General features: G+C 35.9%; 12 protein-coding genes. 5 read left to right on the top strand and 7 right to left on the bottom strand.

Annotated features, from left to right (window positions below; all coding sequences use genetic code 11):
• Positions 1-6 precede the first annotated feature (6 nt).
• Positions 7-873 carry an NAD(P)-dependent oxidoreductase gene (locus EKL97_RS08180; RefSeq protein WP_126568621.1) on the top strand — a complete coding sequence of 289 codons (867 nt, stop codon included), beginning with the start codon at positions 7-9 and terminating at the stop codon, positions 871-873.
• A 110-nt stretch (positions 874-983) separates the two neighbouring features.
• Here the strand turns inward: EKL97_RS08180 and EKL97_RS08175 are convergent, their stop codons facing one another.
• Entirely contained in the window at positions 984-1,211 is a 228-nt protein-coding gene (locus EKL97_RS08175; RefSeq protein WP_126555918.1) for a CDGSH iron-sulfur domain-containing protein, read from the bottom strand.
• Positions 1,212-1,516: 305 nt separating this feature from the next.
• Entirely contained in the window at positions 1,517-2,929 is a 1,413-nt protein-coding gene (locus EKL97_RS08170) for a carbon starvation protein A (protein ID WP_126563313.1), read from the bottom strand.
• A 686-nt stretch (positions 2,930-3,615) separates the two neighbouring features.
• On the opposite strand from EKL97_RS08170, the gene EKL97_RS08165 reads away from it, so the two are divergent.
• Together EKL97_RS08165 and EKL97_RS08160 are read left to right on the top strand one after the other, a co-directional pair.
• Positions 3,616-4,692: a glycosyltransferase family 9 protein gene (locus tag EKL97_RS08165; RefSeq protein WP_126568620.1), complete on the top strand. Its 1,077-nt coding sequence runs from the start codon at positions 3,616-3,618 to the stop codon at positions 4,690-4,692.
• Between the two features lie 135 nt (positions 4,693-4,827).
• The gene (locus EKL97_RS08160) at positions 4,828-5,295 is read left to right on the top strand and encodes a VOC family protein (RefSeq protein ID WP_126561668.1); all 468 of its coding nucleotides are present in this window, start codon (positions 4,828-4,830) and stop codon (positions 5,293-5,295) included.
• Positions 5,296-5,372: 77 nt separating this feature from the next.
• Here EKL97_RS08160 and EKL97_RS08155 read toward each other — a convergent pair whose 3' ends face one another.
• The 5 genes from EKL97_RS08155 to EKL97_RS08135 all read right to left on the bottom strand — a co-directional run bounded on the left by EKL97_RS08155 (position 5,373) and on the right by EKL97_RS08135 (position 15,602).
• The gene (locus EKL97_RS08155; RefSeq protein WP_126561667.1) at positions 5,373-6,833 is read right to left on the bottom strand and encodes a peptidoglycan endopeptidase; all 1,461 of its coding nucleotides are present in this window, start codon (positions 6,831-6,833) and stop codon (positions 5,373-5,375) included.
• A gap of 661 nt (positions 6,834-7,494) precedes the next feature.
• A complete protein-coding gene (locus EKL97_RS08150) occupies positions 7,495-9,762 on the bottom strand; it encodes an aconitate hydratase (RefSeq protein ID WP_126561666.1) in 2,268 nt (755 codons plus the stop codon).
• A gap of 130 nt (positions 9,763-9,892) precedes the next feature.
• On the bottom strand, positions 9,893-12,664 hold the full coding sequence (locus EKL97_RS08145; RefSeq protein ID WP_126568619.1) for a bifunctional aconitate hydratase 2/2-methylisocitrate dehydratase: 2,772 nt from the start codon (positions 12,662-12,664) through the stop codon (positions 9,893-9,895).
• Between the two features lie 328 nt (positions 12,665-12,992).
• The gene (locus EKL97_RS08140) at positions 12,993-13,946 is read right to left on the bottom strand and encodes an AAA family ATPase (protein ID WP_126561665.1); all 954 of its coding nucleotides are present in this window, start codon (positions 13,944-13,946) and stop codon (positions 12,993-12,995) included.
• 249 nt (positions 13,947-14,195) lie between these two features.
• Positions 14,196-15,602: a peptidylprolyl isomerase gene (locus EKL97_RS08135; protein WP_370272947.1), complete on the bottom strand. Its 1,407-nt coding sequence runs from the start codon at positions 15,600-15,602 to the stop codon at positions 14,196-14,198.
• 794 nt (positions 15,603-16,396) lie between these two features.
• Between EKL97_RS08135 and EKL97_RS08130 the strand changes: the two genes are divergently transcribed.
• Positions 16,397-17,839, top strand: a complete 1,443-nt coding sequence (locus tag EKL97_RS08130) for an alpha-amylase (protein WP_126561663.1) — start codon at positions 16,397-16,399, stop codon at positions 17,837-17,839.
• Positions 17,840-18,025: 186 nt separating this feature from the next.
• A complete protein-coding gene (locus EKL97_RS08125) occupies positions 18,026-19,615 on the top strand; it encodes a peptide chain release factor 3 (protein ID WP_126463130.1) in 1,590 nt (529 codons plus the stop codon).
• Positions 19,616-19,686: the final 71 nt, after the last annotated feature.

Genomic DNA, 19,686 nt, shown 5'->3' with positions numbered 1-19,686 from the left:
ATAAACATGAATAAAATACAATTAGGATGGATAGGCCTTGGCAACATGGGAAATCCAATGGTTATGAACCTACTCAAAGCCGGTTTTGAAGTATCCGTTTTCAATCGTACCAAAGAGAAAGAAGCACCGTTACTGGCCTCAGGAGCAAAATCAGCAAGCAGTTTGCACGAACTACTGCAAACATGCGACGTAGTTTTGACAATGTTGTCCAACGACGCGGCGGTAAAAGAAGTTTTTGAAGGACCAACAGGTTTATTATCTAAAGCACATCCTGGCAAAACCATCATCAATATGAGTACGGTTGCCCCAGAAACCTCGCGTTATTTGAACACCATTTGCAACCAACATCAGGTACATTTTATAGATGCTCCCGTTTCTGGCAGTGTGAAACCAGCACAAGACGGAACGTTAGTCATTCTTGTTGGGGCTTCGGCTGAAGATTTCGAAATAGCCAAACCCATATTTGAGGTTTTGGGTAAAATTGCGATTCACGTAGGGGAACCTGGCGTAGCAAGTTCTGCTAAATTAGCCATCAATTACCTATTAGGATTAAATCTTCAAGGAGTAGCCGAAACGGTTTTATTTGCCGAGAAAAACGGCGTAAGCAAAGAAGACATGCTCAACATCATCAATCAAGGTGCTTGCGGCAACGGAATTACGAATATTAAAACACCTTCCATTCTGAACGATTCCTATCCTGCTGCATTTGCGTTGAAACATCTGGTCAAAGATTTAAGACTTGCCAAAGAAGCCGGACTCGATTCTCCGTTGATTCATCCTTTGTACGACAGTTATACCGCCGCAGAGCAAGAAGGATTAGGCGATTTAGATGTGATGGCAATTATCAGTAGTTTAAAAAGTAAATCATTTTAAAACAGTAGTAAACTCAGCGAATAAATCATTGTGTATAATTCGTTTAAATAAAACCAAAAAAAGCTACACCCATAAGATGTAGCTTTTATTATTTAATTGTAAAAATGATATTACTTAATCTTCACCGGAGGCAAGTCGAATGCAGCTGATTCATGTTCAAAACCATTGCGGTGAGAACCATCACAAAAAGGCTTGTTTACCGATAGTCCGCAACGGCAAAGACCCAACGCCGTTCTTCCCTCTAATCCGTATGTTTTTCCTTCGCAGTCTGTTATTTCAAAATCGCCTTCTATTTTTATAGAACCATTGCGATTGATTGTTAATTTTGTCTTGCTCATAATGCAGTTTGATTTTTTTTGAGGCCAAAGATTGCAAAATATATGCTAACGGAGTACAAATTATCTCTCTTTTCTCAACCAAAAGACTAATTTACATTAGTTCTATATTATAAAAATCTAAGGTCCAATACGTGCTAACTGAAAGGTATAAAAATCGTTTTACTGCTACACAAACAGCATTTGCTTAGTATAACTCGCTCTCTGTCCATACCCATTCAATATTAAATTATACCTATCCTGTTATAATTAGCATCATGCCTGGATTTACACTGCTTTCATACATCATACAGCAGACTTTAAGGCAACTATAATGTTGATTTCCTTTTTGTCAACACACTAAAAAACAATACCGTCAAAGCAATTGAGAATAAAATTCCTACTGTGTTAGAAATACTGATATCTAATCCAAAACCTATAGTAGGATCATAACAAAGGTAAGAACCAATGACAGAGCTGATGAAAAAAGCAGGCACTAGAGCTACCATATAGTTAGTTTTTCTTTGGTACAAATACACCGCACCAATCCATAGAGCAATCCCTGCAGTTACTTGATTGGCCCAAGAAAAATACCTCCACAACAATTCAAAATCCATTTTGGTTAAAATAAAGGAGATTACAAAAAGTGGAGTAGCAACCATAAAACGGTTTTTCAACAGCTTTTGATCAATTTTGAAATAATCAGCAATAATCATTCTTGCGGCTCTAAACGATGTATCACCGGAAGTAATTGGTAAAACAATCACCCCTAAAACTGCGATTGTCCCAGCAATAGTCCCTAAGAACGTTACCGAAATTTTATTTACAACAGCAGCCGGACCACCGTTTTCAAGCAACAAACTAAGATCGTTTCCATGAAACAAACTCATTGCAGCTGCTGCCCAAATCATTGCAATAACCGCCTCAACAATCATCATTCCGTAGAAAATTTTTCTACCGTCTTTTTCGTTGTTTATCGTTCTAGAAATTATAGGGGACTGCGTGGCATGAAATCCGGATAAAGCACCACAGGATATAGTCAAAAATATTACCGGATAGTAGGGAATTCCTTTTGGATGCAGATTTTCTAAGGTTAGTTCAGGGATTGGATTCCCAAACATAAACATCCCGATACAAATACCCAAGGCGCTTATCAATAACAAAAAACCTAAAACCGGATATATCTTACCGATCACTTTATCAATAGGCAAAACGGTCGCAATAATATAGTACAGGAAGATTAAGAACACAATAATTAGATAAATGTCTGCATCATTTCCCACTAATTCATTAATCATTTTGGCAGGTGCCGAAACAAATACGGTACCGACTAAAACCAGTAAAAGAAGTGCAAAAAAGTTAACAACGTGACTAAAATACTTGCCCAAAAACCGAGACGCTAATTCCGGTAAATGTGCACCACCGTACCGCATAGAAATCATTCCCGTCAAGTAATCATGCACACCCCCTGCAAAAATGGATCCTAAAACGATCCAGATAAAAGCTGATGGTCCATATAGAGCTCCTAAAATAGGCCCAAAAATAGGCCCCACTCCCGCAATATTTAATATTTGTATGAATGAGTTTTTGTTACTACTCATGGGAACAAAATCGACCCCATCAGTAAGTGCATTTGCCGGCGTCGTTTTGTTCTCGTCGATCTTGAAATTTCTCTCTACAAATTTACCGTAGATGATGTAACCAAAAATCAATAAAAAAATTGCAATAATAAAGGTAATCATAGTTTAAATAGTTTAGATCTTTTAAATATATGACATCAAACTTGGTATCCAAGGTAACGCACCAATAATTTAGATTTTTTTAACTAAAACAAACCTCTTTATATACTTATTCAGCTTTTTTTACGAAAAATGCAATTATAACGGCTCTTATTACGCTTTTTTAAGAATAGCTCAATTATTTTTATTCAAAAGAGAAATAAGGCCTTTCTATATCCTACATATATCCCTACCATTTCACAAAATTAAAATCCACTTGCCCCTCTTTGTACGAATTGATGTGCTGTGCCAATTTATAAAATACCGAGGTGATACTTATTGTTCTATTTTTACAACAATCTTCATTACAACAGAACCCCGACAAAAATCGTGTGTAATATAGTTTAGCTGGCAGACTTTGGCCAATCTGTATTTCTGCTGGAACCCATATATAAAAATACTTTTGAATTCAAAACTCATTTGAGTACCGCTTCACACATACACTTGGCTCATAGCTCATAAATTCACTGAACCAATCTATTATAATAAAGACTAGAAACAGCATTGTTTCGATCTAAATTGTACATTTGTTGCGTACCGAGTACCTTTTGAGGTGTTCCGATTGTTTACATTCCGGAACCGTACTATGCACCACTTGATTCCTTTGATAAATAATAGTAAAGTTCAATTCTAAATTCTATTTTAAACGCATGAGTATCTTAAAAAAAATAAATGTATTCCGAAGAATTGCAACACAAGGCCTAACTAAAAATATTGGTAATTCACAAAAGAATCAAAAAATTGATTGGACTCAAAAAGTAGAGATCAAAAGAGTTTTAATTTCCAGACCCAACCACAGATTGGGAAATCTGTTGCTCATTACCCCACTTGTTGAAGATGTAATAGCTACTTTTCCGGACTGCAAGATTGATTTGTTTGTAAAAGGTGGTTTAGCACCAATTGTATTTGAAAAATATACCAATATCGATACCGTAATTGAACTTCCCAAAAAACCATTCAAAAATCTTGTTGAATATTTTAAGGTTTGGATACGAATTAAAAAACAAAAATATGACATTGTCATCAATGTGGATAAAAACTCCTCTTCTGGACGATTATCCGCTCAATTTGCAGATGCCAAATATAAATTTTTTGGAGCGCTTGATAAAGACATATCGTTAAATCATCCCGATTACAAGCATATTGCAAAATACCCGGTATATGAATTCAGAAACTTTTTGACCACTCTGGGATTCCCGGAAAACAAAAATCCAGTACCACCGCTAGATCTTAAATTGAGTCTTGCTGAGCATGCTGAAGGTCAAAAAATAGTCCAAGAACTAGTCAAAAATGACAAAGAGACGATTTGCATCTTTACCTATGCAACAGATGACAAATGCTATTCAGAAACCTGGTGGGAAGAATGCTATAAAAGGTTAAAAACAGAATACCAAGAGTATAACATCATTGAGGTTTTACCCGTTGAGAATATTTCCCAAATAGGTTTTAAAGCAACTACATTTTACAGTAAACACATTCGAGAAATTGCCTCCGTAATTGCAAATACTAAACTTTTTATTGGAGCTGATAGTGGGATCATGCATTTAGCCAGTTCAGCCCTAACACCAACAATTGGACTTTTTTCACGAGAAAATCAAAACATATATGCGCCTTATGGCACTAACAGTAGTGCAGTAAATACGAATACCAGCAGCACGCAGGAATTAATCAACGTGATAAATAGTATCTTGCTTAAACCAAATTATTCCACAAAATCAAAATTATAAAACAATTGCTTCAAGATACATCAATTGAATATAAAACGGCCTGATTCCCTTTTTTGAAGCCATTGCAGGCAGTAAACTTAGTCTACTTTGTGGACAGTCACCTAAAACTAAAACCGCTTAATTCTATTTAACACTATGAAAACCACATTTTTAGCCACACTATTATTCACTTTTGCCTGTACATCAAGTATTTATGCGCAAAACACTAATTCCTTTTCCCTGAAATTAGATCATATTGCCCTTTCCGTAAAAGACCTAGACCGATCGGTTGATTTCTACAAGAATATTTTACATCTTTCAGAAATCACAAACCTTACAAAAAAAGAAGGCATTCGTTGGGTTTCTTTAGGTGACGGAAAAGAATTACATCTCGTATCTACGATTAAAGAACCTGTAAAAATCAATAAAGCAGTCCACTTAGCCTTTAAATCTGCCAACTTTGACGCATTGATTTCGGCATTAAAAACCCTAAACATTACCTATTCAGATTGGCCGGGCACACTTGATAAAATTACTGTTCGAGCTGATGGTATCAGACAAATCTACATTCAGGATCCTGATGGATATTGGATTGAAATAAATAGTGAAGCACTTCCTAAATAATTAAGCCCTAAAAACACCAAAGCCTTTTCAGTTACCTGAAAAAGCTTTGGTATTTTATAATTTTTTTAAAAAGCGCTTTACTGCAACACTCGATTTATTTGAGTAAAGTTTTTTTCATAATATTTTTCTTTTGTAGAGGAAATGATAACACCACTGCTCACTGAGGCGTGAATGAATTTTATCTCTCCTTCACAAACTTCTACAACCATCCCTACATGATTAATTTGGCGCCTTCCATTTGTCTTAAAGAAAATCAAATCCCCTTTTTTAGCTTCTTCCGTATTAATCTTTGTTCCAAAACTGGATTGAGCTATTGATGTTCTTGGCAACTTAATATCAAATGCCTCAAAAGTAGTACACATCAAGCCAGAACAGTCAAACCCAGATTTTGTGGTTCCGCCCATCCGGTATCTGGTTCCTATATTTTCGGAGGCATGCTCAATCAATTGATCTAGAAAATCATGATTAAAAACAGGCTTGGTAAACGGGTGTAATTCCGGTTTAGTTTGCGCAATAATACCATTACCCTCAGCATTATTATTCTCTAATAGTACACGAGGAGACTGAATCATTAACTTGTACCCTATGGGAAGTTTTCTTTTCACATCTGGATTTTGTTTCTCTAATTCCTTAACCGTAATCCCATACTGTTTTGCAATGGAATACTTAGTCTCTTTAGGCATTACTTCCCGCACAATACGTTGAAAATCTTCCTTCTCTTCGCCCTCCGTTGATAGTACGGGTACATCATTTTTTGACTGTAAAACTACGGTTGTTGTGATTTCCGGCCCAACAGGATCAACAGATAAACTGGCTTTAGGTGCTGCTGTTTGTACCTTAATCTCTTCCTGCAATACTACAGCTGTTTGAGTAACGGGTAACTGAGTCCCGGGAATATTGATTTTTTGTCCTACCCGAAGTGGTTTAACGCCTATTGCAGGATTGGCTTTGTCTAATTCACCAATGGTGATTCCGTACTGTTTTGCAATGGAATATTTGGTTTCTTTTGATAAAACTTCCCGTATCAAAATTTCAGAAATTTGTTTATTAGTTGCTTCAGTGTCTAGGACTATTTCTGGTGTAAAAGTTGCTTTTTTAGATGGAGAAACAACCACTTTTGAGGTTGTAACTGCGGTTCCCGGAATGGTGATTTTTTGTCCTATTTGGAGTCCTTTAGCTTCTAGTTCAGGATTGGATTGGTTTAATTCTGCCAGAGATATTCCGTATTCCTTTGCAATTCCGTACGGAGTCTGTTTAGCGAGTACTTCGTGCTCTTTAGTAGCATATTTTAAGGGAGTATTCGTTTTTGTAGTGGTTTTTTTCAGATCTATAATTGGAATTAACAATACTGAATTAAGCTTTAAAAGATTTTTGGCTTTAGGATTTAGTTTGTAAATGGCGTTTTGTTTCACTTCATAGCGCTCAGCAATACTCGATATTGTTTCCCCTTTTACGATGGTATGTTTTATAATTTTTTCCTGTGAAAAAAGAACTATACTATTAAATAAAAAAAACGCTACAATTACTCTTACACTCATACTCTTCTCTTTCAAATTACTTATCCTATGTATTCCTCAAAAGCGATTTCGGGATATAATTATTAAATTTCGCTTTGGTTTATTTGCTTATATTTTTTCTATTTATAAAAAAAGGGTGGAAAAACACCTTTTTTATAAAAAAAACCTGATTCTGTGTTTGTAAAATTTTGAATGATCTTATTCTAATTCATCGCAAGAACTCAAAAAGGAATCTTACAATACTATGGTACTACTGATCTAAAAAACAAGCCACTTAATGGAGTGCGAATCAGTATTACTAGCCGAAAAAAATCGATGAATTTTATTTTACAAAAAAGCTAATATAAGTCTTATAACTTAAGGACTTCTCTTTTTTTTAACTTTTAACGTCCAAAAAGAACATTTCATACCTTTTTTGTAATTTTTTAATATTTTTTTGAGTAAAATCTATTCTTTATTCAAAATAATAACACTGTTAGTTTGTCATAGCCCTGATGGAAGTGGAAAGCCTTTTGAAGTGAAATTACATTTTTTTTAGATAAAAAGAGCGACCAAAGGAAGCTCCTTTTTATCGTTAAAAAAATGTAATTTCACGAAAAAGCTTGAAACGGAGAGCAGGAAATAGCTCCAAAAAAAAACTCCCAAGTTTCCTTGAGAGTTTTGAAATAAATTATTTGAATGCTTATGCTTTTCCGGCAGCAGCAATCAAGTTTAAGGCTGAACCTGCAATGAACCAACCAATTTGTCCTGCGTTGTACGTGTGGTTTGCCAAGATAATATCTTTAGTTCCATCAGCGTGAACAAATTCTAATGTTAATGGTTTTCCCGGAGCAAAATCAATTAAGTCTGTGAAGTTGATGGTGTCATCTTCCTGGATTTTATCGTAATCCGCTTCAGTAGCAAATGTCAATCCTAAAAGGCCTTGTTTTTTAAGGTTTGTTTCATGAATACGAGCAAATGATTTTACCAATACAGCTTTCACACCTAAGAAACGCGGCTCCATTGCTGCATGTTCACGAGAAGATCCTTCCCCATAGTTGTGATCGCCCACAACAATCGAAGGAACACCTGCCGCTTTGTAAGCACGCGCTACAGCCGGAACTGCATCGTAAGTACCAGTCAACTGATTTTTAACGGTATTGGGTTTTTGGTTGAATGCATTGATGGCACCAATCAACATATTATTAGAGATGTTATCTAAATGCCCACGGAAACGCAACCATGGCCCAGCCATAGAAATGTGATCTGTAGTACATTTTCCAAAAGCTTTGATCAATAATTTAGCCCCTGTAATATTTTTTCCATCCCAAGGCAAAAACGGAGCTAACAATTGCAAGCGCTCTGAAGTTTCACTAACAGAAACCTGAACTCCTGAACCATCAACAGCTGGCGCTTGAAAACCTGGATCTTCGGCATCAAACCCTTTTGGAGGTAATTCATTTCCTGTTGGCGCATCCAGCATTACTTCTTCCCCATTTTCATTAATTAAGGTATCCGTCAATGGGTTGAAACCCAGATCTCCGGCAATAGCCAATGCGGTTACCAATTCAGGAGAGCCTACAAATGCCAAAGTGTTTGGATTTCCATCGGCACGTTTGGAGAAGTTACGATTGAAAGAGTGAACGATAGTGTTGCGCTCTTCTTTTTCAGCCCCTTCTCTATCCCACATTCCGATACACGGTCCGCAAGCGTTCGCAAAAACTGTTGCTCCCATTTTATCGAAAATATCGATAAATCCGTCACGTTCTATGGTATAACGAACTACTTCAGATCCTGGAGTAATGGTAAATTCAGATTTTATTTTTAAATTTTTATCTGTAACTTGTTTTGCCAATGAAGCAGCACGAGCGATATCTTCGTAGGAAGAGTTGGTACAAGAACCTATCAAACCTACTTCAATTTTCAAAGGCCAGTTATTTTTGATTGCTTCTTCTTTCATTTTAGAAATTGGAGTAGCTAAATCAGGGGTATAAGGACCGTTTAAATGGGGTTCTAATTCGTCTAAGTTGATTTCGATTACTTGGTCAAAATACAATTCTGGATTTGCATAAACTTCAGCATCACCTGTTAAGTACGGTGCAATTTTATCCGCTGCATCTGCTACATCAGCTCTATTAGTAGAACGCAAATAACGCCCCATGGAAGCGTCATAACCAAATGTAGAAGTAGTAGCACCAATTTCGGCACCCATATTACAGATCGTTCCTTTTCCAGTACAAGACATGGAAGTTGCTCCTTCGCCAAAATACTCCACGATAGCACCTGTCCCACCTTTTACAGTAAGAATACCGGCTACTTTAAGGATTACGTCTTTTGGCGCTGTCCAACCGGAAAGTTTTCCAGTTAATTTTACTCCAATTAATTTAGGAAATTTTAATTCCCAAGCCATTCCTGACATCACATCAACCGCATCAGCACCACCAACACCAATTGCTACCATTCCTAAACCTCCTGCATTAACAGTATGAGAATCAGTACCGATCATCATTCCGCCTGGAAATGCATAATTTTCAAGCACTACCTGGTGAATAATTCCGGCTCCTGGTTTCCAGAAACCAATTCCGTATTTATTAGATACTGAAGAAAGGAATTCAAACACTTCATTACTTTGTGTTTTTGCTCTGGCCAAATCAGTTACTGCATCCACTTTTGCCTGGATCAAGTGATCACAATGCACTGTTGTAGGAACCGCTACTTTAGTTTTACCGGCATGCATGAACTGCAATAATGCCATTTGAGCGGTTGCATCCTGACAAGCCACTCTGTCTGGAGCAAAATCAACATAATCAGCTCCTCGGGTAAAAGCTTGTGAAGGCATTCCATCCCAAAGGTGATTGTACAATATTTTCTCCGTTAATGTAAGCGGATGGCCAACTATTTCGCGTGCTTTATCAACACGAGTAGTCATGTTGTCATACACTTTTTTAATCATTTCAATATCAAAAGCCATATCTAATTATTTTCTGTTATTATATTTTAGAACCACAAGGTACAAAAAAAATGAAGACCTATTAAAATAAAAAAAGCCTGAGTCTGTCGAAAGACCCAAGCTTTTTAATAGTATTAACAAAAATTAATTATTACCTAACCAATAACTTATGAGATGGTGCAAACTGCGTTAGATTTATACCTTTTACTGCAGCTTTGTATTCCTCAAGAGTTGGGGTTCTGCCTAAAATTGTAGACAACACAACAACCGGTGTTGATGAAAGTAACGATTCTCCTTTTTTACCTTCCGTATCTTCAACAACTCTTCCTTGGAAAAGGCGAGTAGATGTTGCCATTACAGTATCTCCTTTTGCTGCTTTTTCTTGGTTACCCATACATAAATTACAGCCTGGACGCTCTAGGTATAGAATATTTTCATATCCTGTACGTGCCTCGCCTTTAGGAGCATTATCATCAAATTCAAAACCAGAATACTTTTGTAAAACTTCCCAGTCTCCTTCAGCTTTAAGTTCATCTACAATATTATAAGTAGGAGGCGCAACAACAAGCGGTGCTTTAAACTCTACTTTACCGTGTTGCTCATCTATATTTTTTAGCATTTGAGAAAGAATCTTCAAATCACCTTTGTGTACCATACAAGATCCTACAAAACCAAGATCTACTTTTTTTACACCACCGTAAAAAGAAAGTGGTCTAATGGTATCGTGCGTATAACGCTTAGAAACATCCGCGTTATTTACGTCTGGATCTGCAATCATAGGCTCAGCAACGATATCTAAATCGATTACAACTTCAGCAAAATATTTTGCATTAGCATCCGGTATCAAAGCTGGTTTATCACCTGATCTGATGGCTGCGATTCTATTATTAGCGATAGCAATTAATCCTTTAAGAACTTGGTTCTCGTTATCCATTCCTTTGTCAATCATGATCTGGATTCTGCCTTTGGCAATCTCTAATGATTCGATCAAAGTATCATCCTCAGAAATACAAATAGAAGCTTTCGCCTTCATTTCTGCAGTCCAATCTGTAAAAGTAAAGGCCTGATCAGCAGTGAGTGTTCCTAAATGAACCTCAATAATTCGTCCTTGAAATACATTCTCTCCACCAAATTGCTTCAGCATTTGAGATTGGGTAGCATGAACAACATCACGGAAATCCATATATTCTTTCATATCCCCTTTGAAGGTAACTTTTACTGATTCCGGAATTGGCATTGAAGCTTCACCCGTAGCTAGTGCAAGTGCAACTGTCCCCGAATCAGCCCCAAAGGCAACCCCTTTAGACATTCTGGTATGAGAGTCACCGCCAATAATAATCGCCCACTCATCAACAGTAATATCATTAAGAACTTTGTGAATCACATCAGTCATTGCGTGATAGTTCCCTTTAGGGTCACGAGCTGTAATCAAACCAAAGTCATTCATAAACTTCATCAATCTTGGAATGTTTGCTTTGGATTTATTATCCCAAACTGATGCTGTATGACAACCTGATTGGTATGCACCATCAACAATTGGAGAAATCACAGTAGCAGCCATAGACTCTAATTCCTGAGAAGTCATTAAGCCTGTAGTATCTTGCGAACCTACTATGTTTACTGTAACGCGCACATCAGAACCTGCATGTAAAACTTTACCTGGTGTTGAACCAACTGCATTTTTATTAAATATTTTTTCTACTGCGGTAAGACCTTGTCCTTCAATAGAAATTTCTTTTGACGGAGCAAATACCGATACGATATCAATTCCTAAAGTCTTTGATGCAAAAGTTTGTAGTTTTTTTCCAAATACAATAGCGTAAGATCCACCCGCTTTAATAAATTCCATTTTCTGAGGCGTAAATGCCTTAGAAATATCAATTAATTCTTTATCGCCGTTATAGAGCTTCTTAGTTTTTGTATTTATGGTCAGCACTGTTCCTGTTGCAATAGAATAAACTTCTTCCAGAATAGGCTCACCATTTTCATTGCGGACTACCGTTCCATTTGCATCTGTTTTCTTAACCCAGTTTTGAAGATCCAGACCAATACCACCCGTCACATCAACAGTAGTAAGGAAAATTGGGGAAATACCGTTAGTTCCAGCAACAATTGGAGCTATGTTTATGAATGGGACATAAGGACTTGCTTTTTTACCTGTCCAAAGAGCCACATTATTCACTCCTGACATCCTTGAAGAGCCTACACCCATAGTTCCTTTTTCGGCAATCAACATAACACTTTTGTCTGGGTGTTGCGCTTGAAGCGCTTTAATTTCATCTTGAGCTTCAGGCGAAATCAAACATTTTCCGTGTAGCTCACGATCAGAGCGTGAATGCGCTTGGTTACCCGGAGAAAGTAAATCTGTCGAAATATCTCCTTCACCAGCAACATAGGTAACAACCTGAATTTCCTCAACTACCTCTGGCAGCTTCGTAAAGAATTCCGCCTTAGCGTAACTCACTAAAATTTCCTTTGCAAACGCACTACCGTTTTTAAATGCCGCCTCTAAGCGATCGGTATCAGCCTCATAAAGAAATACTTGTGTCTTTAGAACTTCTGCCGCCACTTTTGCAATTGTGATTTCATTTCCTAAAGCTAAGTCAAGCAAAACTTTGATTGAAGGACCACCTTTCATCTGTGATAATAACTCTAATGCAAAAGCTGGTGTTATTTCATTCACTACTGATTCACCAAGAACAATCTCCTTCAAAAAAGACGCTTTTACGCCAGCTGCAGGTGTTGTCCCAGGAACAGTATTATAAATAAAAAACGAAATTGAATCCTTGCGATTTGCGTTATTTGAATCTTTAATTTGCAAAATGATTTCGCTTACTAAATCAGCGCTATCAATTGGCTTTGGATTAAGTCCCTGAGTTTTTCTGTCTTCGATTTCTTTCAGATAATCGTTATAAATGTTCATAGTAAATTGTTTTCAATGTTAAAAGCTATTTATTTTAATGTACTCAAAATTAAAAGCCATGATGCGTAGTTTTTATTCACGTCGCAAATTTAGCTCTTTAAGATGATATTTAAAAAAAATTAATAGATGTGGTTTTTTCAAATGATATTATTACTAAATACTGATTTTTACCCTTTATAATTAAATAATTTTAAAAAATTTAACTATAAACTGATTAATCCCTAAAGAATTAATTACATTCTAACTAGTATCAGATCATAAAAACCATTATAACTAAGAAAACGTTGTAGTTCCTGTCTAAAAATAAGAACCGAGTACCAAAAAAAAGTCAAACCAACTTAGCAATTATCATTTCTTCGGTAATTCCTTCGGCATCTGCTTTGTAATTTTTAATAATTCGATGGCGTAAAATCCCGGTGGCTACCGCTTTCACATCTTCAATATCCGGCGAAAATTTTCCATTGAAAGCAGCGTTGGCTTTGGCTGCCAAAATCAAATTTTGAGATGCTCGGGGCCCCGCTCCCCAATCGAGATAGTTTTTTACAAACTCATTTGATAATGGATTTTCAGGACGAGTTTTACTCACTAATGTCACGGCATATTCAATTACATTATCAGCCACGGGAATTCTGCGAATCAAATGTTGAAAATCAATAATTTCTTGTGCAGTAAATAATGGATTGATCGTGTTTTTCATGTCTGATGTCGTGCGTTTTACTACTTGAACTTCCTCTGCAAAAGAAGGATATTCCAGCTTTATAGCAAACATAAACCGATCCAATTGAGCTTCAGGCAAAGGATATGTTCCTTCTTGTTCTATTGGGTTTTGCGTGGCCAAAACAAAATAAGGCAAGGCTAACTTGTAATTCTCCCCAGCAATAGTAACAGCGCGCTCCTGCATGGCTTCCAGCAAGGCTGCCTGCGTTTTGGGTGGTGTTCGGTTTATCTCATCTGCCAGAACAATATTAGAAAAAATAGGCCCTTTTATAAATTTAAATTGACGGTTCTCCTCTAATATTTCACTGCCCAAAATATCAGAGGGCATCAAATCCGGTGTAAACTGAATTCTTTTAAAATCAAGACCTAATGCTTGTGCCAGCGTATTTACCATTAATGTTTTAGCTAATCCAGGCACTCCTACTAACAAAGCATGTCCCCCAGAAAAAATACAAAGCAAAATTTGATCTACTACAGCATCCTGTCCCACTATGATTTTTGCGATTTCCTTTTTCAGCTCATTCCTTTTTTGAACTAGGTTGTGTATTGCTGCTACGTCTGACATTTATAAAAATTTAAAATTAAAAAAGAGTTAGCGTTATGAAATCATAAAACTAACTCTTTTTATTTATTTTATTGAAAAAAAATATTTGCGATTCCTCTCACATAAGTAAGTCGAAAGTTTAAAAGTCGTAAAGTCAAAAGAATTAACTTTAAGTAAAACAGCTTTAAATCAGATTTTTACATGATTTTATCCTGATTTTAAAATACGACATTATACCATGGTTATTACTTAATGTGTTCTTGTGGTAAATTATTTCTTTATCCAGTTGTTTGTAAAAGCACAATCTCTGTATTCTCCAATGATTTTGATATACGTTTCTTTAATTTTATCTCCAAACCATTTCCCAATAGCTGTAATTTGCTTGTCTTTCAAAGCTAAATCTTTAATTTTGATGTAATCATTTGCGTAATCAGCAGTATGCTCTTCTATTCTATTGGTCACGGTAATCAATTTGAATTTCTTTTTACCTTCTTCACCTTGGTCTAAAATGGGAAGTGAAATCTCGCCTTCTTTCAAATTTGACACTTGACTGTAAAAAGCGGGGTCCATTTTCGTCAATTCAAAACGGGTATCTTGCGTTTTTGGATTAATCAATGCGCCTCCATTGGCTCTTGTTTCTTTCTCGTCAGATAAAGTTCTTGCTGCTTCCTCAAAAGTAATTTCTTTATCTTCGATTCTTTTTCTGATCAAAGTGATTTTTTCTTTAGCTTCATTCAAAGCTTCCTCTGTTACAGTTGGACTCAATAATATGTGACGCAATTCTACTTCTTGTCCTTTTATCTTTTCTATGTAAATAATGTGAAACCCAAAATCAGTTTCAAAAGGAGCGGATATCTCTCCCTCAGCCAGACTGAAAGCTACTTCTTTAAACTCTTTTACAAAAGGGGTCTTCCTATTCATTTTATAATAGCCTCCATTTGCTCTTGAACCGGGATCTTGAGAATACAATACGGCTTTAGTTGAAAAGCTAGATCCTTCTAATATTTCTTTTTTAAACAAATTCAATCGATCAATTACCTTTTGTTTATCGGCAGCTGAAACTTTGGGAGTAATTATAATTTGTGACACTTCCATTTCTGCTCCAAAAAAAGGAAGATCAGCGGCAGGTATCTTTTTAAAGAAATTACGAACTTCTTCCGGTGTAATTTCTACTGCTTCAATAATTTTCTTCTGCATTTCTGACGTGAGCTTATTCTCTTTTAGAATATCTGAGAAATAGGTTCTGAATTCTTCTTCCGAATCTTTTTTATAATACTCCACCACTTTTTCCAGCGACCCGATTTGCTCTGTCATATAGCTCAATCGTTCTTCCATCATACCTTTTACTTCGGCATCAGTCACTACGATACTATCCTGAATGGCTTGGTGCGCATACAATTTATCTTCTAATAACTTCCCTAACATTTGGCATCTTGTAATGTCTTTTACAGAACCTCCCTGACTAGAAATTTCAAGATATGACTTGTCAATATCCGAATCTAATATAATATAATCTCCTACGGTACCAATAACCCCATCAATTTTTTGCTTCCCAGTAGATTGCGTTTTTTTAATAGGAACGATTACAGTATCCTTAATGATTTCTTGTGCCTGTAAAAGGCCACTGGAAAATAGCAAAAGAAAAAAAGGAAGAACAATTTTATTAATAAATTTCATTTGTATGTGTTTTATTGGCATTTTTCTAGTTTATTTTTATAATGAAGGATTTATATTCCCGACTTTAAAGTATGGCTTGTAAAAGCAATATTAATTTTTGCCAAATATACACTTTTAAGCTTCAGGAAATGAATTGCATTTGCATTCCAAATTACTTCCTTTTTTTTAAATTTAAAAGAGACAAAAATAACAATTCAATTATATAATACAAGTTTCCGTACTACTATTAACAAAAATTTATACACCCAATTATTCCCTGTTTGTTTCCGCTTCTAAATCCTAAAAAAGAGACTTTTAAAGACCTAAATAAAGGACTCCCTATTCCTTACATTTATGCTATCGAAACGGCAATCAATTATTTTCTTCTTTTTCCCAGCTCTTACTAATTATGAAACCTCTTTACTCGCGCATCTGCTGTTCCGTTCAAACAATCTAAAAGATAAAACTTTAACCTTTTTACTTCAAAAACAAAAATCCAGCTTTAAAAACCTCATTATAAGGATCCTTATTTAAAAAGTTCTCAACACTACAACGTTATCGCTACAAATTAAAAGCACTGCTTTACGAGTCCTTTGATAATTTTTATAAATTAGCTAAAAATGATATTTATTTAAAAAATAAACTTAAAAAATATATTATCACTATTATTTAATGCTTTTTGTTTTGATTTAAATAAAATTATGATTTAAATCGCAATCTATTCTTTCATAATGAATCTTATAGACTTAATACGCATCCTAATCGATTTTAATTAAAATGTCCCAAATTTATTAACTACCTTAATTTATCGTTTTATGAAAAAACCAAATTTCAAAATTTATTTATTGACCGCTTTACTTGCTGGCTTGTACTCCTGTAATTCAAATGATGATCTGGCAGACAATCCAACTGAAACGGCAACACAATTCAAAGTGGTTAATGTCACTAATCACGACGGACGGCCATTCAGCACTGGAGCATCAACTAATATACCAACTGGAAGATATGTTGCAAATCCCGGAGGTGGTGTAATGATACAAGCTTTCTACTGGGATGTACCTGCCGGTGGAAACTGGTGGAATACTGTAAATACAAAAATAACAGATTGGTCAAATGCCGGCATTGGCTCTATCTGGCTTCCTCCGGTATCAAAAGCTCAAAACGGACCGTTTTCTATGGGCTACGATCCTACTGACTATTTTGATTTTGGGAATTTCAATCAAAATGGTACGGTAGAAACCAGATTTGGTTCCCGTGCTGAATTAGAAAGCCTGATTACAAAAGTACATTCTGAAAACATGCAGGTTTATGCGGATATGGTACTGAATCACAACAGTGGCGGACAATTAGAAAACAACCCTTTTACAGGAACACAAACCTACACAAACTTTACCGGTGTTGCTTCTGGAAAATTTCCAAGAACCAGTGCTGATTTCTATAAAAATGCGTACGGTAATAATGACGAAGGTTCCTTTGGGGGATTTCCAGATTTAGCCCATGTAGTACCAAATGTACAAGACTGGCTTTGGAAAAGAGCAGACGGAGTAGGGAAATACTATAAAAACACAATGAAATTTGATGGATGGAGATTTGATTACGTAAAAGGTTTTGCTCCGTGGGTCATAAAAGATTGGAATGCAAACGTTGGTGGTTTCTCCGTTGGTGAATTATGGGATTCTAACGTAAACATACTGAATGATTGGGCGAATAATGCCAACAGTTCCGTTTTTGATTTTGCGTGCTATTATAAAATGAACGATGCTTTCGACGGAAACAACCTAAATATTTTGAATGACGACATGATGTGGAAAAGAAACCCGCACAAAGCGGTTACTTTTGTCACCAACCATGACACTGATGAAATTTGGAAAAAAGAGCTAGCGTATGCCTACATCTTAACGCATGAAGGATACCCAACTATTTTTTACCGAGATTACGAAGAATGGCTTAATAAAACGAAAATGAATAACTTAATTTGGATTCATAACAATAAAGCTACTGGCAACACCTCTATTTTATATACTGATACTGATGAATACATCGCCCGTAGAAACGGATATAACGGCAATCCCGGATTAGTGGTTTACATCAATAATTCATCCACTTGGCAAGAACGATGGATTCAGACCAACTGGACTAATGCTCAAATCAAAGATTTTACAGGTAATTCAACTTGGCAGCCGACTACTCAAGCAGACAAATGGGTCAAAATACAGTGTCCCCCAAATGGATATTCCATCTGGTCGACAAACATGTAACCCAAACTATTTTAAAGGCTGTCTATTTTGACAGCCTTTTTTATACCTAATAGCGTCATAAGCTATCTAATAAAATTTAAAAAAATCGACTGAAATCCATTTTCAAAACCCACATCATTAATTAAGAGGATACATTTTTTTAATTGGCATTTATAAATAGTACTTTTGCACACTATTGATATAAATATGGGCTTTTTAGAAGAAATACAACGCAGAAGAACTTTTGGGATTATCTCACATCCTGATGCCGGAAAAACAACACTTACAGAAAAACTCCTCCTTTTTGGTGGTGCGATTCAAGAGGCTGGTGCTGTAAAAAACAATAAAATCAAAAAAGGAGCTACCAGTGACTTTATGGAAATTGAACGCCAGAGAGGAATTTCGGTTTCTACTTCGGTTTTGGCTTTCAATTATAAAGACAAAAAGATAAACATTCTCGATACGCCAGGTCACAAGGATTTTGCGGAGGACACTTTTAGAACCTTAACAGCTGTTGACAGCGTTATTGTTGTAATTGATGTTGCCAAAGGTGTTGAAGAACAAACAGAGAAATTAGTGGCCGTTTGTAGAATGCGAAAAATTCCAATTATCGTATTCATCAATAAATTAGACCGAGAAGGAAAAGACGCTTTTGACTTGATGGATGAAGTGGAACAAAAGCTAGGTTTAACAGTTACGCCATTAAGTTTCCCAATAGGAATGGGCTATGATTTTCAAGGAATCTACAACCTTTGGGAACAAAACATCAACTTATTTAGCGGTGACAGCCGTAAAAATATTGAAGAAACAATTGCTTTTTCCGATGTTAAAAATCCGGAATTAGAGAAAATTATCGGTCAAAAACCAGCTGACAGCTTGCGGGAAGAACTAGAGTTGATTGATGAAGTTTATCCTAAATTTGATCGTCAGGATTATTTAGACGGAAAACTACAACCTGTATTTTTTGGTTCGGCATTGAATAATTTTGGAGTTAGAGAATTATTGGACTGTTTTGTTCAAATTGCCCCATCACCAAGACCAAAAGATTCGGAAACCCGATTAGTAGATCCCAAAGAGGAAAAAATGACAGGATTTGTGTTTAAAATCCATGCCAATATGGATCCAAAACACAGAGATCGTCTGGCCTTTATAAAAATAGTATCCGGAACTTTCGAAAGAAACAAACCGTATTACCACGTGCGTCAGAAGAAAAACTTAAAATTTTCGAGTCCAAATGCTTTTTTTGCCGAAAAGAAAGAAATTGTAGACATTTCCTATCCAGGTGATATTGTTGGCTTACATGATACAGGAAATTTCAAAATTGGAGATACATTGACCGAAGGAGAAATTATGAGTTTCAAAGGAATACCGAGTTTCTCCCCGGAACATTTCCGATATATTAATAATGCTGATCCTATGAAAGCCAAACAACTGGACAAAGGAATCGATCAGTTAATGGATGAAGGTGTGGCGCAGTTATTTACTTTGGAAATGAACAACAGAAAAATCATTGGAACGGTTGGAGCCCTACAATACGAGGTGATCCAATACCGTTTAGAACACGAATATGGAGCAAAATGTACCTATGAAAATTTCCCCGTACACAAAGCATGTTGGGTAAAACCAAACGATCCAAAAAGCGAAGAGTTCAAAGAATTCAGAAGAATCAAACAAAAATTCTTGGCACATGATAAATACGGACAATTAGTATTTCTGGCTGATTCTGATTTCACAATTCAAATGACACAAAATAAATATCCAAATGTTAAGTTATTCTTTACTTCTGAATTTGAGTAATTCTTAATATAAAGTAAACACCTGCCTACTGGAATTAAATGGTGGTCTTGAATAGCACAGACATAAAAAAT

The sequence above is a fragment of the Flavobacterium sp. LS1P28 genome, assembly GCF_003970335.1.
GTDB lineage: Bacteria > Bacteroidota > Bacteroidia > Flavobacteriales > Flavobacteriaceae > Flavobacterium.
This window is presented reverse-complemented; position numbering and strand designations above follow the sequence as displayed.

Excerpts from the sequence above, each read along its gene's own strand:
- EKL97_RS08180 (WP_126568621.1), top strand. The coding sequence starts at position 7 with ATGAATAAAATACAATTAGGATGGATAGGCCTTGGCAACATGGGAAAT.
- EKL97_RS08175 (WP_126555918.1), bottom strand. The coding sequence starts at position 1,211 with ATGAGCAAGACAAAATTAACAATCAATCGCAATGGTTCTATAAAAATA.
- EKL97_RS08170 (WP_126563313.1), bottom strand. The coding sequence starts at position 2,929 with ATGATTACCTTTATTATTGCAATTTTTTTATTGATTTTTGGTTACATC.
- EKL97_RS08165 (WP_126568620.1), top strand. The coding sequence starts at position 3,616 with ATGAGTATCTTAAAAAAAATAAATGTATTCCGAAGAATTGCAACACAA.
- EKL97_RS08160 (WP_126561668.1), top strand. The coding sequence starts at position 4,828 with ATGAAAACCACATTTTTAGCCACACTATTATTCACTTTTGCCTGTACA.
- EKL97_RS08155 (WP_126561667.1), bottom strand. The coding sequence starts at position 6,833 with ATGAGTGTAAGAGTAATTGTAGCGTTTTTTTTATTTAATAGTATAGTT.
- EKL97_RS08150 (WP_126561666.1), bottom strand. The coding sequence starts at position 9,762 with ATGGCTTTTGATATTGAAATGATTAAAAAAGTGTATGACAACATGACT.
- EKL97_RS08145 (WP_126568619.1), bottom strand. The coding sequence starts at position 12,664 with ATGAACATTTATAACGATTATCTGAAAGAAATCGAAGACAGAAAAACT.
- EKL97_RS08140 (WP_126561665.1), bottom strand. The coding sequence starts at position 13,946 with ATGTCAGACGTAGCAGCAATACACAACCTAGTTCAAAAAAGGAATGAG.
- EKL97_RS08135 (WP_370272947.1), bottom strand. The coding sequence starts at position 15,602 with ATGAAATTTATTAATAAAATTGTTCTTCCTTTTTTTCTTTTGCTATTT.
- EKL97_RS08130 (WP_126561663.1), top strand. The coding sequence starts at position 16,397 with ATGAAAAAACCAAATTTCAAAATTTATTTATTGACCGCTTTACTTGCT.
- EKL97_RS08125 (WP_126463130.1), top strand. The coding sequence starts at position 18,026 with ATGGGCTTTTTAGAAGAAATACAACGCAGAAGAACTTTTGGGATTATC.